This window comes from Streptomyces sp. NPDC050546 (assembly GCF_044457425.1).
Classification (GTDB): Bacteria; Actinomycetota; Actinomycetes; order Streptomycetales; family Streptomycetaceae; genus Streptomyces.
In genome coordinates, this window is record NZ_JBITGX010000017.1 from 18,581 (window position 1) to 35,041 (window position 16,461).

The following is a 16,461-nucleotide window of genomic DNA, read 5'->3' on the forward strand; positions in this document are numbered from 1 at the left end:
CAGGCCATCAGAGGAGGAACCGTGTCCCGGTCCGAACGCTCGCCCCTGCTGCTCGCCGGCCTGCTGGCCGCCGCGGGGGTCGCCCACTTCGCCGCCCCACGCTCGTTCGACGCGACCATTCCGCGCGGCCTGCCGGGCACGCCCAGGACCTGGACCTACGCCAGCGGCGCCGCCGAGCTGGCGCTGGCCGCCGGACTGGCGGCGCCGCGTACCCGCAAGGCGGCCGCGCTGGCCACGGCGGCCTTTTTCGTCGGGGTGTTCCCCGCCAATGTGAAGATGGCGGCCGACTGGCGCCACCGCCCCACGCCGCAGAAGGCGGCGGCCTTCGGGCGCCTGCCGCTGCAGGTCCCCCTCGTGCTCTGGGCCCGCGGCGTCGCACGGAACGCGGAGGGCCGGTCGTGAGCGCGCGCGTGGAGACCGGGGACAAGGTCGAGGACTTCGAGCTGCCCGACGAGACCGGCACCGTCCGCAGCCTGTCCGGGCTGCTCGCCGAGGGGCCGGTCGTGCTCTTCTTCTACCCGGCGGCCCTGACCCCCGGCTGCACCGCCCAGGCCTGCCACTTCCGCGATCTCACCGCCGAGTTCGCCGCCGCCGGCGCACGCCCCGTCGGCATCAGCGGGGACACCGTCGAGCGCCAGCAGGAGTTCGCCGGAGCGCACTCCCTCGGCATGCCCCTGCTGTCCGACGCCGACGGCACGGTCCGCGAGCGGTTCGGCGTGAAGCGCGGCTTCTCCCTGGCCCCCACCAAACGGACCACGTTCGTCATCGCCCAGGACCGCACCGTCCTCGACGTCGTCCGCAGCGAGCTGCGCATGAACGCCCACGCCGACCGGGCGCTCGCCGCCCTGCGTGCTCACCGGAGCTGACACCGTCACGAATGCGGCGCCGCAGTTGATAGCGGGCGGCAAAGGGATGATCCTGGACGAATGGAGGACGCCTCCGCTGCTGCGATCATCGACGCCCGCGGCATCGTGACGGGGTGGAGCGACGGTGCCCGGCGGCTGACCGGCTATCCGGCCGAAGAGGCCGTGGGCCGGGCCGTACGGGAACTGCTCGCCGAGGACGTGCCGCGCGAGGCGGTGTCCGCGCGGTCGGGCACCGTCATGGTGCGGCACCGCGACGGCTATCTGGTCGGGGTCCGGGTCAGCGGGTGTGCCGTGACGGGCCCGGGCGGGGAGCCCGGCGGATTCGTGATCACCGCCGAGCCGCCCGGCGGTGAGGAGACGTCCCTGGCCGGGCAGGCGTTCCAGCAGGCGTCCATGTCGATGTCCGTGTTCGACGTCGGCCAGCGGTACATGCGGCTCAACGACGCGGCCTGCCATGTCATGGGCGTGTCCGAGGAGACCCTGCTGGGCCGGCACTTCCCGGAGACCGTCGAGGAGGCCGAGCACAGCAAGGGCTTCAACTGGCATCTCCGGCACGTCGTCGAGACGGGCCGGCCGCTCCGCTACGAGAGCTACACCGGCGCCCCGGCCCTGAACCGGGAGCACGCCTGGGTCACCGAGATGTGGCCGGTCCGCGACCCCTCCGGCGAACTCCTCGGCACCGCCCTCGCCGCCTTCGACAGCACCGAGCAGTACTGGGCCCGGCAGCGGCTGGCCCTGCTGAACGAGGCCGCGGCCACCATCGGCACCACCCTGGACGTGGTGCGCACCGCCGAGGAACTCATCGAGGTCGTGGTGCCCCGGTTCGCCGACTTCGCCAGCGTGGACCTCTTCGACTGGGTCCTCGGCGCCGAGGAGTCGCCCACCGTGCCCACCGAGGAGATCGTGCTGCGCCGCGTCGCCCACGGCTCCCACACCGAGGGCACCCCGGAAGCCGCCGTCCGCCTCGGCGAAGTGGACGTCTACCCCGGCTTCTCGCCCATCGCCCGGGCGATGCGGGAGGGCCGCGCGATCCTCAGCCAGGCGGGGGAGCCGTCCTTCATGCGGTGGGTCGCCGAGCGCAACACGCGCGCCCCGCAAGGACGCCCCTACCGCAAGGGCGTCCATTCGATGATGGCGGTGCCGCTGCGGGCCCGCGGCACCACCCTCGGCGTCGCCGTGGCCGTGCGCATCAAGCAGCCGGACGACTACGCCGCCGACGACGCCGTCTTCGCCGAGGAACTCGCCAGCCGGGCCGCGGTCTGCGTCGACAACGCCCGCCGCTTCGCCCGGGAGCGCACCACCGCGCTGGCCCTCCAGCACAGCCTGCTGCCGAGAGGGCTCCCCGGCCAGGCCGCCGTCCAGGTGGCCCACCGCTATCTGCCCTCCGGCTCGGCGGCCGGCATCGGCGGCGACTGGTTCGACGTCATCCCCCTCTCCGGCAGCCGGGTCGCGCTGGTCGTCGGGGACGTCGTGGGACACGGCATCCCCTCCTCGGCGACGATGGGCCGGCTGGTCACGGCCGTACGCACCCTCGCCGACGTGGACCTGCCGCCGGACGAACTCCTCACCCACCTGGACGACCTGGTCACCCATCTCGCCTCGGACGACGAGGGCGACGAGGTCGCCGAACTCGGCGCGACCTGCCTCTACGCCGTCTACGACCCTGTCACGCGCCGGCTGAACCTGGCCGCGGCCGGGCACCCCGCCCCCGCCCTGGTGCTGCCCGACGGATCCGCCCGGCTGATTCCCATGAGCGCGGGGCCCCCGCTGGGCGTCGGCGGGCTGCCGTTCGAGGCGACGGAGCTCCAACTGCCCGAGGGCTCCGTCGTCGCCCTCTACACCGACGGACTCATCGAGGACCGCGACCGCGACGTCGACCACGCCACCGACGAGCTGTGCCGCGCCCTGACCGTGCCCGCCGACTCGCTCGACGCCCTCTGCGACACCGTGCTGAAGGCCGTACTGCCCGAGGAGCCCAGCGACGACGTGGCGCTGCTGCTGGCCCGCACCCGGGCGCTGGGCGCGGACCGGGTCGCCACCTGGGACGTCACCGGGGACCCCGCGGAGGTGGCCGCCACCCGGCAGGCCGCCACCGACCAGCTCACCGCGTGGGGGCTGGACGAGACGGCCTTCGTCACCGAACTGGTCGTCAGCGAACTGGTCACCAACGCCATCCGGTACGGCGCCCCGCCCATCCAGCTGCGCCTGATCCGCGACCAGACCCTCATCTGCGAGGTGTCCGACGGCAGTTCGACCTCCCCGCACCTGCGGCGGGCCCACCAGGACGACGAGGGCGGCCGCGGACTGCTGCTCGTCGCCCAGCTCACCCAGCGCTGGGGCAGCCGGCAGACCACCAGGGGCAAGACCATCTGGTGCGAACAGCCGCTCACCCCGCTGTTCTGACCACGTCCCGGCGCGTCATTCCCCGGCCGCGTCCGAGGCCACCTGGGCGAGGGTGCGGCCGGACCTGGCCGAACGCGCCCGGCGCGGATCGGGTGCGCCGTGCGTACGGGCGCCCCCGGCCCGCCTCACCAGCAGCCAGGCCTCCTCGCCCCCGTCCGACCCGTCGCGGAACCGGGTGAGGGCGTACTCGCCGCGCAGCTTCGACCCGCTCAGCCGGAACGTGGCGTGCCCGCGCTCCAGCGACTCCGCGAAGTCCACGGGCCTGCCCTCGCGGTCGTGGCTCAGCGGCTCGTACGTGCCGTGGTCCCAGACGATCACGGTGCCGCCGCCGTACTCGCCGCGCGGGATCACGCCCTCGAACTGCTCGTACTCCAACGGATGGTCCTCCGTGGGCATGGCCAGCCGCTTGTCCTTCGGATCCGCCGAGGGGCCCTTGGGGACCGACCAGGACCTCAGCACGTCGTCCACCTGCAACCGGAAGTCGAAGTGCATCGTGCGCGCGTCATGGATCTGCACCACGAACCGGGGCCCGTGCCCTGAGGCCGCCCCACGCCCCCGGGGCTCGCCGGTCCGGCCGAAGTCGCGTTTGCCGCAGTAGTCCCGCAACCGGTCCCGCTCAGCCACGAGCCGCTCCTTCCTGCCGGGGGCCCCGGGTACCCGTCAGAACTCCTCGTGCACCTCCGGGTCCCCGCCGACCCGCCGGTGCGCCCGGTCGGCGACGGCCCGCAGCTCGTCCTCGCTCAGCTCGAAGGCGAACACGTCGAGGTTCGCGCGCTGCCGCTCGGGGTTCGCCGACTTCGGGATGGGCACCGCGCCCAGCTGTGTGTGCCAGCGCAGGACCACCTGCCCGGCCGACACCCCGTGCGCCTCGGCGATCCGCGCCACGGCCGGGTCGTCCAGCAGGGGCGTGCCCCGGCCCAGCGGACTCCAGCTCTCGGTGACGATGCCCTTGCCCGCGTGGAAGGCGCGCAGCTCCTCCTGCGGGAGGAACGGGTGCAGCTCGATCTGGTTCACGGAAGGCAGGACGCCGGTCTCCTTCTCCAGGCGCTCGATGTGCCCGGCCGTGAAGTTGGAGACGCCGATCGACCGGACGAGCCCGTCCTCGCGCAGCTTGATCATGGCGTTCCACGAATCGACGTACCGGTCCTGGCGCGGCAGCGGCCAGTGGATCAGGTAGAGGTCGACGTACTCCAGGCCGAGGCGGGCCCGGGACTCCTCGAACGAGGCGAGGGTCTCCTCGTAGCCGTGGTGGCGGCCGGGGAGCTTCGTCGTCACGACGATCTCCTCACGTGGCACCACGCCGGAGGCCACGCCGCGGCCGACCCCCGTCTCGTTGCGGTAGTTCGTCGCCGTGTCGATCAGGCGGTAGCCCCCTTCCAGGGCCGAGAGCACCGCCTGCTGGGCCTCGTCGTCGCCCAGTGGCCAGGTGCCGAGGCCGAGGGCGGGGAGCGTCGTACCGTCGTTGAGTGTGTGCGTCGGGATGCTGATCACTGTCGGACCTTCCCGTTGACTGTCGGCTGTGTCCTCCCTCCAGCGTCACGGATAGGGTGGGCGATGATCAACCGGACAGGTGGGGGATGAGGACGGCGGACGGCATGGACAGCGCCGGGAAGAAGCCGGTGACGGGATCGGGACGTCCCACCTCGCGGGACGTGGCCCGGCTCGCCGGCGTGTCGCACACGGCGGTGTCCTTCGTGTTCAACGGCCGGGCCGACGGCAACCTCTCGCCCGCCACCCAGGAACGCATCCGGCAGGCCGCGACCCAGCTCGGCTACCGGCCCGACCCCGTCGCCCGCGGCCTGCGCCGCAGCCGTACGGCCGTGGTCGGCCTGGTCACCGACGAGATCGCCTCCTCGCCCTTCGCCGGACGGCTGCTGCGCGGCGCCATGGACACCGCCTGGGCCGGCGAGCACCTGGTCCTCACCGTCGACTCCGGCGGCGACCCGGCCAAGGAGGACGCGGCGGTCGCCGAGCTCCTCGACCGGCGTGTCGACGGCATCATCTACGCGGCCATGTCCCTGCGCCGTGTCCGCGTCCCCGAGGGACTGCACCGCACCCACTCCGTGCTGGCCAACTGCCTGCCCGAGGACGGCTCGCTGCCCGCCGTCATCCCCGCCGAGCGCGCGGGCGGCCGGACGGCGGCCCGGCTGCTGCTGGAGCAGGGGCACCGGCGGGTCGCGCTCGTCGGCGGGCAGGACGACATCGCCTCGGTGGAGCGGCTGCGCGGCTTCCGCGACGCGCTGCGCGCCGAGGGCATCACGGTGCCCAGGGACTGGGTCGTACGGACCGGAGGCGAGATCTCCGGCGGATACGAGGGCGCCCTCCGGCTCTTCGACGGGACATCGGCCGACCTGCGGCCCACCGGGATCTTCGGCTACAACGACCGGGTCGCGGCGGGTGTCCTGCACGCCGCGGCCCGGCTCGGGATCTCCGTGCCCGGTGAGTTGTCGGTGGTGGGCTACGACGACCAGGAACACATGGCCGCCTACCTCGCACCGCCCCTCACCACCGTCGCGCTGCCCCACCGGGCGATGGGGGAGGCCGCGGCGGGCCTCCTCCTCGAGGCAATCGCCACCGGACGAACACCGCCCGCCACCGTGCGGCGCCTGGCCTGCCCGGTGATCAGCCGCGCGTCGGTGGGACCAGCGCCCATCCGGTGACGGCCGCCCCGGAGGGCACGCTCAACTCCCCTGCGTCATCGGCGCGTCGGTAGATCCGCTCGGTGACCGTGGCCCGGTCGCCGACGAACAGCTCGTACAGCGAACCGTCGACGAGGAAGCGCACCGTGAGCTCCTCGTCGGGCGGTACCTGGACGACGATCGGCTCGGCTGTCCCGGCCTCCTTGCGGGGCCAGCCGGCCCGGTCGAGTGTCACGGTGCCCTCGCCCGGGTCCAGGGACACCGTGAGCTCGGCGCCCGAGGCCGACCGCAGCAGCGTCACGGTGGTGCGGTCGCGGGCGCTGACGGTCAGGTCGTAGGCCCCCGGGAGCGCGGTACGGCCCGGGGCGGTGACGAACGGCTCCGCCGCGTGCAGCCGGTGCAGCTCCGGGGCCGGGGCCACCCGCAGGGCACCGTCCGGATGGACGTCGACGACGCGGGGGGCGGTCAGGACACCGGCCCAGTCGTGCTCGCCCTGCTCCCGGGCCTCCCACGACCAGCCCCACATCAGGGCGCGGTCCGGCTCCTGGAGCACGGCGGGCGCGTAGAAGTCACGGCCGTGGTCGAGCAGGCCGCCCGTGCGCGCGGTGAAGCGAAGATCCGCGTCCAGACGGCCCGTCAGATAGCCGGTGGTCCACGGCTGGCCGTCCCACAGCGACACCACCAGCACCCACTCGCCGCCCCGCGTCGCGTACAGCTGCGGGCACTCCCAGCCGGTCGCCCGGCCACCGAACGCGGCCCGGGCGGCCGGGTCATGGCCGTCCAGGAGCACTCCCGCGAACCGCCAGTCGGTGAGATCGTCGCAGTCGTACAGCAGCACCGACGGCGTGCCGTCGCCGTGCCCCGCGCCGACCAGCGCCCAGCGCCGTCCCTCGTGCCGGAAGACGAACGGGTCGCGGAACATCACCACGTCCAGCCCCGCGGGCGGGCCCGACACGACCGGCGTGGGCAGGGGAGTCCACTCGGTCAGCGTCTCGTCGCCGGGATCCGCCGCACGGGCCAGGCAGATCGCGCCGAGGCCGGTGTGGTGCCGGTCGACCCCGGTGTAGACGGCCGTCGGCACGCCGTCGTCGTCGACCACACACCCCGACCAGCAGCCCGCCTCGTCCGGGCCGCCCGGTGCCGGGGTGAGCGCGACCGGATGGTGCTCCCAGTGCACGAGGTCGGGGCTGGAGGCGTGCCCCCAGTGGACGTTCGCGTGCACCGGGGCGTCCGGGTTGTGCTGGTAGAACAGGTGGTGGCGGCCACGCCAGCGGAAGGGCCCGTTCGGGTCGTTCATCCAGTTGGCGGGCGGGCGGACCCGGTAGCGCGGGGCGTGCGGGTCCTGCGGGGGAGCGGTGAGGCTCAACGGTTGACTCCTGCGGAGGTGATGCCCTCGCGCAGAGGGCGCTGGCCGACGACGAACACGGCGACGGCGGGAATCATGGAGAGGACGACACCGGCGAGCACGACGGAGATCGAGCCGGTGCCGAGGTTGCCCTGGAGGGACACGAGACCCAGCGGCAACGTGTAGTTCTGCCCCGACGTCTCGAGGATCAGCGGCCGGAAGAACTCGTTCCAGTGGTAGTTGAAGGCCAGGACGCCGACGATCGCGAGGCCGGGCGCGGCCAGCGGGGCGTACACGGACCGGAAGGTCCGCCAGGGCCCGGCGCCGTCCAGCATCGCCGCCTCGCCCAGGTCCTTGGGCATGCCCAGGAAGTACTGCCGCATCAGGAACGTGCCGAAGGCGGTCGGGAAGGCCGGGATGATCAATCCCAGCAGGGTGTCGGTGAGGCTCATCGACTTCAGCACCAGGAACACCGGCACGATGGTGACCTGCAACGGCACCATCATCGTCGCCAGGACCAGCCCGAACAGCGGCTTCTTGAAGCGGAACTCCAGCCGTGCGAAGGCGTATCCGGCAAGGCCCGCCGTGATCATCTGGCCGATCGCGATCAGCGCGGTGACCAGGGTGGAGTTCAGCGCCAGCAGCCAGACGTCGATCTGGTCGAACACCCCGCTGTACGCCTCGGTGGAGGGGTTGGACGGGATCAGCTGCGGCGGCAGGTCGAACGCCTCGGCGGGGGTGCGCAGCGAGGTGGAGACCGTCCACACCACCGGCCCGAGGGTGAGCAGGGCGCATACGGCCAGACCGGCGATCCGCGCCCAGGGCGCCAGCCGGTACCGCACACGGCCGGAGGAAAGGGTTGCTTGGCTCATGGGAGGACTCACCCGGCTCACTGGTAGTGGACGAAACGCCGGCTGAGCCGGAACTGGAGGGCCGTGACCGCCATGATCAGCACGAACAGCAGCACACCCACCGCGGACGCCTCACCGAAGCGGAGCTGCTCGAACGCCGTCTCGTAGATGACCATCACGACCGTGCGGGTGGAGTCGCCCGGACCGCCGTTGGTGAGGACGTACGGCTGCTCGAAGACCTGGAGCGCGTTGATGATGCCGACCACCGAGGCGACCAGCAGCGTCGGTGACAGCAGCGGCAGGGTGACGGTGAGGTGCTTGCGCAGGCCGGTCGCGCCGTCGAGGGCGGCGGCCTCGTGGATCTCCTTCGGGATGTTGTTCAGACCGCCGACGAACAGCAGGAACGAGAAGCCGAACTGCTGCCAGACATAGACCAGCACCACGGTCGCCATCGCCGCGTTCTCCGACGTCAGCCAGGGCACCGGCGCGATCCCGACGAAGCCGAGCAGCCAGTTGATGACCCCGAAGTCCTGGTTGAACAGGTACTTCATCACCACCGAGATCGACGCTGCGGACAGCACCAGCGGGAAGAAGAACGCCGAGCGGAACACCGACCGCAGCCACACCGGCATCCGCCCGTTCAGCGTCAGCGCGAGGGCCAGCGCGACGAACAGTTGCAGTGCCACCGCGAACACCATGAACACCAGCGTGTTGCGGAAGGACACCAGGACGGTCTCGTCGCCGAACACCTCCCCGTAGTTGGAGAGCCCGGCGTAGGACGGCGAGTCGATGACGTTCCAGTGGAAGAGGCTCAGCACGACCGAGCCGGCGATCGGCACGACCGTGAAGACGACGATGCCTACGATCGTCGGCGTCAGGAACAGCGTGGCCAGCAGGCGGCTGCCACGGTCGCGGGCCGGGGGACCCTTCGGCGCCGGGGCCGGCGGGTCCGCGGGGCGTTCGGCGCGCGCCGGCGGTATCTGGGTGTTCGTCATGCGTCACGCTCCATGGCCTTCTCCAGGTCGCCCTGCATCCGGCGCAGCGCGGGACGCACCGAGCGCGGGGAGGCCAGGGCCGTACCGGTGTGCTTCAGCAGCACCTGCTCGACCTCCGCGACCTGCGGCGGCGCCGGAATCGGGCCCGTGTCGGGGAACCGGTCGAGGGTGTCGTAGAAGACCGGCCAGTGCTCCGGGCCCGTCTTCTCGTAGCGGTCGGCGGTCAGCAGCGAGCGGCGCGCCGGGGTCGTCTGGTTCGTGGCGAACAGCCGCGTCAGGGTGTCCTTCTTCGCGGCGTACTTGATGAACTCCCACGCCTCGTCCTGCATCTTCGAGGTGCGCAGCAGCGCGTAGCCCGCCGCCCCGTACTGCATGCGCTGGGTGCGCCAGCGCGGGAAGTACTGCACGTCGAACCCGTCCCGCTCCATGCCGGCCAGGTGCAGGCCGCCCGCCCAGAAGCCGCCCGCCGGTGTGACACCGACCCGGCCGGTGGAGAACACGCCGATGAGGTTCTGGCCGTTGCCGCCCTCGGGGCGCGTGCACAGGCCGTCCTGGATGAGGGAGGCGAGATAGTCGTAGACCTCCTCCACGCGGTCGTGGGTTGCCTGCGGCGTCGTCCAGCGGAAGCCGCCGCCGCGGCCCTTGCGCCGATCCGCCGGATAGAAGCCGTCCCAGAGCCACTGCCCGCCGGGCGCCTTGGACTCGGTGAGCAGGTTGGTGTCGTTCGCGAACAGCCAGGGCACCACGCCGCCCCAGAGCCGGTTGGTCCAGAAGTACGGTGTGAAGCGTGAGCCGCCGGACTCCTTCATGTCCCGCAGCAGGGTGGTGAAGTCGTCGCGGGTCCAGTCGGCCGGCGGGAAGTCGGCTCCGGCCCGGCGCAGCACCTGCCGGTTGAAGTACATGTCGGCCGCGTTGAACTCCACCGGGAGCTGGTAGAGGCTGCCCTCGTACATCATCGACTCCACCAGCGACGGGTGGACGTCGGCGAAGTACTCCTTCAGCTCGGCAGCGTCCCGCCGCACCCACTTGTCCAGGGCCACGCCGAGCCGCTGCGCGAACAGCTGGACGCCCTCGGTGGCGACGTAGACGAGGTCGGGGGCGGTGCCGGCGGCGACCTGGGTGAGGATCTTCGCGAAGAAGTCCGACCAGTCGACGGCCTGGACCGCGTTGATCCGGAGTTTGATGTCGGGGTGCAGCTCGCGGAAGCCGTCCTGGAGCGTGCGGATGGCCTCCGGCCCGTAGGCGGGGCCCAGCGTGGCGACGACCAGGGAGCCGTCGTCGCGGCCGGGGATGTCGGCTCCGGTGAGCCGGTCCCAGCTCGCGGCGGTGCCGGCCAGGGCGGCGGCACCCGTGCCATAGGCGCCGTACCGCAGCAGGGTGCGGCGGGTGAGGTGCGAGTCGGTCATCGTGGATGGGGCCTAACTCGTGTTAGTCGAGGGTTGATGCCCCAGATGATGTGAGCGGCGCGCGTACCTGTCAAGGCGTGCGACCGCTTGACCTTTAACGAGTTAGGTCCGAGAGTCCTGGTCCCATGAGCCGCCGTTTCCGACGAGAGGAACGAGGTGTGTGATGGGCGGGATCACCAGGAGAGCGCTGTTCGCCGGGTCGGCCGTGGGTGCGGCCGGCGCGTTACTGCCGGCTGGTTCGGCCGGGGCCGGGCCCCGGCGGGCCGCGGTGAGCTACCGGGCGGCGTACCACTTCACCGTCCCCGAGCAGTGGAAGAACGACCCGCAGCGGCCGGTCTGGATCGACGGCGCGTATCACTACTACTACCTCCACAACGCCGACTACCTCACCGGTGAGATCGGCACCGCCTGGCGGCTGGCCACCAGCACCGACCTGGTCTCCTTCACGGACCGGGGGATCGCCGTGCCGAAGGACACCACCCCCAACGGGGATGTCTGGTCGGGCTCGGCGGTGGTCGACAGCGGCGGTACGGCGGGTTTCGGGGCGGGAGCGGTCGTCGTCCTGGCCACCATGTCCCCGCACGACGGACCCGCCGACCAGGCGCAGTACCTGTACTACTCCACCGACGGGGGCCGTACGTTCACCCCGCACGGCACCGATCCGGTGCTGCCCAACCCCGGAGTGCGCGACTTCCGCGACCCCAAGGTGATCCGCGACGAGGAACGCGGCCGATGGGTGATGACCCTCGCCGAGAACGACAAGGTGGGCTTCTACCACTCTGCCGACCTCCGGTCATGGAGGTATGTGAGCGGTTTCGTCAGGGGCGGCATCGGTGTGCTGGAATGCCCCGACCTGTTCCGGATCCGCGCGGCGGACGGCACGGTGAAATGGGTGCTCGGTGTGAGTGCCAACGGCAAGGCCGCCGGGCTGCCGAACACCTACGCGTACTGGACGGGCTCCTTCGACGGCAGTGCCTTCACCGCCGACGTGTCCGAGCCGCAGTGGCTGGACCACGGCTGGGACTGGTACGGCGCCGTCACCTTCGACAAGCGCGGCGCCGACGGCACGCTCGACGAGGAGACCCGCTGTGCGATCGGCTGGCTGAACAACTGGGACTACGCCCAGATCACGCCCACCATCGACAGCGACGGCTTCAACGGCACCGACTCGATCGTCCGCGAGATCACGCTGAAGCGCGGCGCAGACGGCACCTACCACCTGGCGTCCCGGCCGGTCACCGCTCTCGACCGGTACGTCTCCCGCACGGTCCGGCTCGGCGACCTGGAGGTCGAGGGCACCCGCCTCCTCGACTACCGGGGCACCGCCTACGAACTGACCTGCGAGATCACCTGGGACCAGCTCACGGGCGCGGGAGTGCAGCTGCGGCGCTCCCCGGACGGCGTCCGGCACATCGACGCCGGCGTCCACCGCGACTACGCCTACCTCAACCGCCGGGCCACCGTGTCCCCCGACATGTCGGGCAGATGGCAGGAGAGCCACAGCCCCTTCGACCCGGCCCGGCGCTCGGTGAAGCTGCGGATCCTGGTCGACCGTACGTCCGTGGAGATGTTCGTGGACGACGGCCGGTACGCGCACTCCTCGGCGGCCTTCCCCTACCTGGTCGACGCGGGGCTCGCGCTCTTCACGGTCGAGGGGAAGGCGGTGTTCCGGAACACGGTGGTCCGGGAGTTCACGGTGTGAGGGGCGTCGGGGCGGTGTCGCCCCGGGCTGAGATCACTGTCACGATCTTCGGGACGGCAGACACACGCCCACGACCCAGCGGAGCGCTCATGACGACGGACGGCCCGATCACGGACGAGGCGGCGCGGGACGCCGGGGTGGAGGTGAATCCGGTCGCCGGGCACATCGGCGCCGAGATCAGCGGCGTCGACCTGGCCGTGGACCCGGACGACGCCGTGATCGCCGCGATCAGGGCGGCGGTGCTGCGGTGGAAGGTGGTGTTCTTCCGGGGCCAGCGGCTGGACCACACCGGACATGTGGCGTTCGCGCGCCGGTTCGGCGAGACCGTGGTGCTGCCCCGGCGCGGCAAGGCCTCGCCGCCGGACTTCCCCGAGATCGAGACGACCGCCGACCGTCTCGAACTGGGCGGGCGGTTCGGCATGGAGCACGACGAATGGCTGCGGCGCCGCCGCCACACCCTGCTGCGCGGCTGGCACTGCGACCACGGCGCCCGCGTCGACCCGCCGGCCGCGACGATCCTGCGCGCCGAGACCGTACCGCCCTACGGCGGCGACACCACCTGGTCGAACCTGGCGGCGGCGTACGCGGGACTCTCCGCGCCGCTGCGGGAGTTCATCGACGGGCTACGGGCCGAGCACCGGCTCGGCGTCGGCTACCAGCCCCGGCCCGGCGACGACGCGTACGTCCGCCACCTGCTGGACCGTCAGGTCGCCTCCCTGCACCCGCTGGTGCGCGTCCACCCGGAGACGGGGGAGCGGATCCTCTACGTCAACGGCTACTACGTCGAGCAGATCGCCGGTCTCTCCCGGCCCGAGAGCGGCGCGATCCTGGACCTGCTGCTCGAGCAGGCGGTCCGGCCCGAGTACACGGTCCGGTTCCGCTGGGAGCCCGGCAGTGTGGCGTTCTGGGACAACCGCGCCACCATGCACCTGGCTCCCGGCGACACCGCGCACCTCGACCACCCGCGGATCATGCACCGGGTGATGCTCGCGGGGGACGTGCCCGTCGGGGTGGACGGCAAGGCGTCGGAGCCGATCACCGGGACGGCACCCGGGCGTTGGTGACCCGCGCCGGTGCGGCGGCCGGGGCGCAGCCGCGCCGCCAGCCCGAGATGCAGCCCGAGTGAGGGAAGCGCACGATGAGAAGGGATGTTCCTCGGAGGTGACCAGGATGCGACGTGTGCTCACCGCTGCAGCGGCCCTGACGCTCTGGATTTCCCTTGCAGGACCACCCGCTGTCGCGGCATCGCACGGCACTCCTGCCTCCGCGGCGGCGACCAGCGCTCAGGCCTCACACAAGTTGAAGCGTCCAGCAACCCTCGTGGCCCAAGGACCGGACGACGTATGCGACTACACCAACAGACGACCGGGCCTCAGCCTGGGGTCGTCCGGATCAGCGGTCCAGCAAGCCCAGTGCTACTTGAATCACGCCGTCGGCGCCGGCCTGGACGAGGACGGTGACTTCGGCCGGGTGACGCAATCCGTGACAGAGGACTTTCAGCGGTGTGCCGGCATCGTCGTCGACGGGCGCGTCGGATCCCAGACCTGGTCGTTCCTTTCCTTCTGGGCCAACGCGCCGGACGCACCCTTCTGTTGAGGGGATGTCCCTGTCGAGGGCGAGGCTGATCCCCGCCACCCCAGCGCCGGCCCGAGCTTCGTCGCCATGTCCGTGAGGATCTGTACGTAGTCCTCGTGCTCGAACGTGAACGGCAGCGCGAACGCGACCTCGTCCACCTCACGGAAGGCGGCGTGCGCGTGCATCCGCTCGGCGATCTCGGCCGACGTGCCCACCAGGTCGGGCGCGAACAGCAGCCGCGCCGGGCCCTGGGGTTCGGCCGTACGAGGAGTGCGCTGGGCGGCGTACTCCTCGTACCGGGCGCGCTGTTCGGGTGAGGCCGAGTCCGTGGGGATGACCACGAGGCCCTGCGAGACCCGGGCGGCCTCGCCGTCGGGGTGGGCGGCGCGGAAGGCGTGGATGTGGGAGAGCTGGATCTCCGCGAAGTCGTAGGGTCCGTCGGGGTCTTCGGCCTTCACGACGCTGCTGGTGAGGAGGTTCATGCCGTGCTCGCCCGCCCATCGGGCCGAGCGCAGGCTGCCGCCGCCGTACCACATGCGCCGGCCCAGGCCGGGGGAGTGCGGTTGCACCCGCCGTGAGAAGTCCTCGAAGCCTTCCCGCCCGCTGAAGCTCGTCGCCGACTCGCCCCGTACGAAGTCCAGCAGCCGCTCCGCCCGTCCGTAGCCGAAGTCCTCGGTGTCGGCGGTGTCCGGGTAGAGCGCGCCCTTGACCTGGTCGAAGTGCATCGGCGGGCCCACGCTGACGCCCGGGTTGAGGCGGCCGCCGGACAGCAGGTCGACGGTGGCCAGGTCCTCGGCCAGCCGCAGCGGGTTCTCCCAGCCGAGCGGGATGACCGCCGTGCCGAGTTCGATGCGGCGGGTGCGCTGGGAGGCCGCGGACAGGACGGCGACCGGGGAGGAGATGCCGTACTGGAGATGGCGGTGGCGTACCCACGCGCTGTCGAAGCCGAGCCGCTCGCCCAGCTCGATGATCTCCAGCGTCGACTCGTGGCCACGGCGTGGGTCCGCCTCGTCGAACAGTCCGATCGTCAGGAAACCCAGCTTGCGCAGCGGTCGTGAGGTCGGTGGCACGGGCCCTTCATCATTGAATGTTCAATGGGTGTGGATGTGCCAACCCGGCGATGGCCCGCCCTGTTCCCGCCGCCCCGCGCCCGCGTCAGCGCAGCGGGATCGTCACCTCGTCCTCGATGGGCGGGGCGAGTTCCTGGGCGCGGTCGCCGGTGGCCGCGTAGCAGCGCAGGCGGACCGAGTCCGGGGAGACGTCCAGGCGCAGGAAGCACTTGAAGAACGGCGGGCTGTAGGTCGCTGAGCTCGGTGAGAACAGCGACGTGTAGATCTTCCGTACGGGCAGCCGGAACCGCTTGGCCTTGTCGGGCCGGCGGCCGGTGCCGAGCAGCCCGGCGACCAGGCGGACGCGCCGGGTGACGCGGGTCGAGGTGGCCGGCGAGCGGGCGGGCCGGATGCCGAGACGCTCGGCGATCACGGCCGTGGCCTCGGCCTCGGTGAGCGTGAAGAAGCGGCGCATGCGCAGCCGGCGGCCGTAGAGCCGGCTGTAGAAGGCGAGGGAGTCGCCGCGCAGCGGATAGCAGCGGAAGTCCTGCTCGGTGACGTCCGCGACGGAGACGCGGGGGATGGTGTGGGTGGCGTGCATGAACGCCCCGCCGCCGCCCGCGACCACGTACTGGAGGGTGCGTCCGTCCTTCAGCCGGACCGGGTAGCGCTGGTAGTTGTGGATGTCGCCGCCGATCGCCGCCACATAGTGGTGTGCCGGGTCGCGGACGATCTCGTCGACCGTGCCGCCCCCTTCGATGGCGCAGGGCTCGTGCCTGCCGTCCACGTACAGGGGCGAGCCGGTGACGAGGATCTTCGGGCGGGTGCCCCGGGAGACCTCGCGCAGCCAGGCGCCCTGCTCGGCGTCGAGGGTGCCCAGCAGGCCCGTGTCGATGCCGATGATCCGCACCGGTCCGGCGTCGATCGCCCAGTACGGGCCCGGCTGGACGGCCTGCTGGGCGGGGGAGGAGCGCAACTTGCGGGCCTCGGCGAGGTGTTGCCCGTCGTCCGGACGCGCCTTGTGCCACAGCAGGGAGCGCAGCCAGGCCCGGCTGAGGGGACGCGGCCGCGGCTCGGGCGGCAGCGGCGGGGCGTCGTCGCAGAAGACGCGCATGAAGCCGCCGAGGTCCTCGTACCAGTCGTGGTTGCCGGGTATCGCGTAGATGGGCGCCTGGTAGTCCTGGTACGGGCGGAAGAACTTGGTGTCGTAGTCGTCCGCGCTGCCCACCGGGTAGATCACGTCACTGGCCAGCACGGCGAAGCTGGTGTCCTGACCGGTCTTCAGAAAGCCCGGCACGACGGCGTACTGCGGGTCGTCGCCCTCTCCGGTGTCGCCGATGACGAGGAAGGAGAAACGATCCGGCTCCGCGCGCCGGATCACCTTGTCGGCCGGTGCGCCGGTGGCCTCGCGCTGTGCCACCCACCGGCCGCGGATCCGGCCGGTGGGGTCGCCGAACCAGGAGGCCAGTACGCCGTTGCGGGCGGCCCACAGCGTCTTCGGGTTCAGCCAGGAGATCTTCTCGGCCCGCCGCGGCATCAACTGCTGGTACGCGCCGCGTTCGGTGCTGTTCCAGCCGGCGCCTTCGGCGGTATCGCGTGAGGAGTCAGACACCGATGCACCGTAACAATC

General features: G+C 71.9%; 15 protein-coding genes. 7 read left to right on the top strand and 8 right to left on the bottom strand.

Annotated elements, in window-relative coordinates:
* Nucleotides 1-21: 21 nt before the first annotated feature.
* The 3 genes from ACIBK5_RS33955 to ACIBK5_RS33965 are packed head-to-tail and all read left to right on the top strand — an operon-like array spanning nt 22 to nt 3,269.
* A complete protein-coding gene (locus ACIBK5_RS33955; protein ID WP_189729852.1) occupies nt 22-402 on the top strand; it encodes a DoxX family protein in 381 nt (126 codons plus the stop codon).
* Nucleotides 399-866 (top strand): peroxiredoxin, encoded by a 468-nt coding sequence (locus ACIBK5_RS33960; protein ID WP_399025681.1) that lies wholly within the window; start codon nt 399-401, stop codon nt 864-866. The genes ACIBK5_RS33955 and ACIBK5_RS33960 overlap by 4 nt, the downstream gene beginning before the upstream one ends.
* A 60-nt stretch (nt 867-926) precedes the next feature.
* Nucleotides 927-3,269 carry a SpoIIE family protein phosphatase gene (locus tag ACIBK5_RS33965; RefSeq protein ID WP_399025683.1) on the top strand — a complete coding sequence of 781 codons (2,343 nt, stop codon included), beginning with the start codon at nt 927-929 and terminating at the stop codon, nt 3,267-3,269.
* A gap of 15 nt (nt 3,270-3,284) precedes the next feature.
* Here ACIBK5_RS33965 and ACIBK5_RS33970 read toward each other — a convergent pair whose 3' ends face one another.
* Together ACIBK5_RS33970 and ACIBK5_RS33975 are read right to left on the bottom strand one after the other, a co-directional pair.
* A complete protein-coding gene (locus ACIBK5_RS33970) occupies nt 3,285-3,893 on the bottom strand; it encodes a DNA polymerase ligase N-terminal domain-containing protein (protein ID WP_399025685.1) in 609 nt (202 codons plus the stop codon).
* 36 nt (nt 3,894-3,929) lie between these two features.
* The gene (locus tag ACIBK5_RS33975; RefSeq protein ID WP_399025686.1) at nt 3,930-4,760 is read right to left on the bottom strand and encodes an aldo/keto reductase; all 831 of its coding nucleotides are present in this window, start codon (nt 4,758-4,760) and stop codon (nt 3,930-3,932) included.
* Nucleotides 4,761-4,864: 104 nt separating this feature from the next.
* On the opposite strand from ACIBK5_RS33975, the gene ACIBK5_RS33980 reads away from it, so the two are divergent.
* Nucleotides 4,865-5,929 carry a LacI family DNA-binding transcriptional regulator gene (locus ACIBK5_RS33980; RefSeq protein WP_399025688.1) on the top strand — a complete coding sequence of 355 codons (1,065 nt, stop codon included), beginning with the start codon at nt 4,865-4,867 and terminating at the stop codon, nt 5,927-5,929.
* Here ACIBK5_RS33980 and ACIBK5_RS33985 read toward each other — a convergent pair.
* Genes ACIBK5_RS33985 through ACIBK5_RS34000 form a run of 4 tightly spaced genes read right to left on the bottom strand, consistent with a single transcriptional unit; the run spans nt 5,892 to nt 10,505 of the window.
* Complete coding sequence (locus ACIBK5_RS33985) at nt 5,892-7,274, bottom strand: glycoside hydrolase family 32 protein (RefSeq protein WP_399025689.1); 1,383 nt, start codon at nt 7,272-7,274, stop codon at nt 5,892-5,894. The two genes, ACIBK5_RS33980 and ACIBK5_RS33985, sit on opposite strands and share 38 nt — an antisense overlap.
* Nucleotides 7,271-8,125 carry a carbohydrate ABC transporter permease gene (locus ACIBK5_RS33990; protein WP_399025690.1) on the bottom strand — a complete coding sequence of 285 codons (855 nt, stop codon included), beginning with the start codon at nt 8,123-8,125 and terminating at the stop codon, nt 7,271-7,273. The genes ACIBK5_RS33985 and ACIBK5_RS33990 overlap by 4 nt, the downstream gene beginning before the upstream one ends.
* A gap of 17 nt (nt 8,126-8,142) precedes the next feature.
* The gene (locus tag ACIBK5_RS33995; protein ID WP_399025692.1) at nt 8,143-9,099 is read right to left on the bottom strand and encodes a carbohydrate ABC transporter permease; all 957 of its coding nucleotides are present in this window, start codon (nt 9,097-9,099) and stop codon (nt 8,143-8,145) included.
* Nucleotides 9,096-10,505 carry an extracellular solute-binding protein gene (locus tag ACIBK5_RS34000; protein ID WP_399025694.1) on the bottom strand — a complete coding sequence of 470 codons (1,410 nt, stop codon included), beginning with the start codon at nt 10,503-10,505 and terminating at the stop codon, nt 9,096-9,098. The genes ACIBK5_RS33995 and ACIBK5_RS34000 overlap by 4 nt, the downstream gene beginning before the upstream one ends.
* 163 nt (nt 10,506-10,668) lie before the next feature.
* On the opposite strand from ACIBK5_RS34000, the gene ACIBK5_RS34005 reads away from it, so the two are divergent.
* From ACIBK5_RS34005 to ACIBK5_RS34015, 3 genes are all read left to right on the top strand, one after another.
* Entirely contained in the window at nt 10,669-12,207 is a 1,539-nt protein-coding gene (locus ACIBK5_RS34005) for a glycoside hydrolase family 32 protein (protein ID WP_399025696.1), read from the top strand.
* Between the two features lie 89 nt (nt 12,208-12,296).
* Nucleotides 12,297-13,271 (top strand): TauD/TfdA dioxygenase family protein, encoded by a 975-nt coding sequence (locus ACIBK5_RS34010; RefSeq protein ID WP_399025698.1) that lies wholly within the window; start codon nt 12,297-12,299, stop codon nt 13,269-13,271.
* Nucleotides 13,272-13,377: 106 nt separating this feature from the next.
* A complete protein-coding gene (locus ACIBK5_RS34015; protein ID WP_399025700.1) occupies nt 13,378-13,803 on the top strand; it encodes a peptidoglycan-binding protein in 426 nt (141 codons plus the stop codon).
* Here the strand turns inward: ACIBK5_RS34015 and ACIBK5_RS34020 are convergent.
* Nucleotides 13,704-14,852 (bottom strand): LLM class flavin-dependent oxidoreductase, encoded by a 1,149-nt coding sequence (locus tag ACIBK5_RS34020; protein ID WP_399025702.1) that lies wholly within the window; start codon nt 14,850-14,852, stop codon nt 13,704-13,706. The genes ACIBK5_RS34015 and ACIBK5_RS34020 overlap by 100 nt on opposite strands.
* 85 nt (nt 14,853-14,937) lie before the next feature.
* Nucleotides 14,938-16,443 carry a metallophosphoesterase family protein gene (locus ACIBK5_RS34025; protein ID WP_399025704.1) on the bottom strand — a complete coding sequence of 502 codons (1,506 nt, stop codon included), beginning with the start codon at nt 16,441-16,443 and terminating at the stop codon, nt 14,938-14,940.
* Nucleotides 16,444-16,461: the final 18 nt, after the last annotated feature.

Bases quoted from the DNA above. Each gene is read 5' to 3' on its own strand.
- ACIBK5_RS33965 (WP_399025683.1), top strand. From the start codon at position 927: ATGGAGGACGCCTCCGCTGCTGCGATCATCGACGCCCGCGGCATCGTG.
- ACIBK5_RS33980 (WP_399025688.1), top strand. From the start codon at position 4,865: ATGGACAGCGCCGGGAAGAAGCCGGTGACGGGATCGGGACGTCCCACC.
- ACIBK5_RS33990 (WP_399025690.1), bottom strand. From the start codon at position 8,125: ATGAGCCAAGCAACCCTTTCCTCCGGCCGTGTGCGGTACCGGCTGGCG.
- ACIBK5_RS33995 (WP_399025692.1), bottom strand. From the start codon at position 9,099: ATGACGAACACCCAGATACCGCCGGCGCGCGCCGAACGCCCCGCGGAC.
- ACIBK5_RS34000 (WP_399025694.1), bottom strand. From the start codon at position 10,505: ATGACCGACTCGCACCTCACCCGCCGCACCCTGCTGCGGTACGGCGCC.
- ACIBK5_RS34005 (WP_399025696.1), top strand. From the start codon at position 10,669: ATGGGCGGGATCACCAGGAGAGCGCTGTTCGCCGGGTCGGCCGTGGGT.
- ACIBK5_RS34010 (WP_399025698.1), top strand. From the start codon at position 12,297: ATGACGACGGACGGCCCGATCACGGACGAGGCGGCGCGGGACGCCGGG.
- ACIBK5_RS34015 (WP_399025700.1), top strand. From the start codon at position 13,378: ATGCGACGTGTGCTCACCGCTGCAGCGGCCCTGACGCTCTGGATTTCC.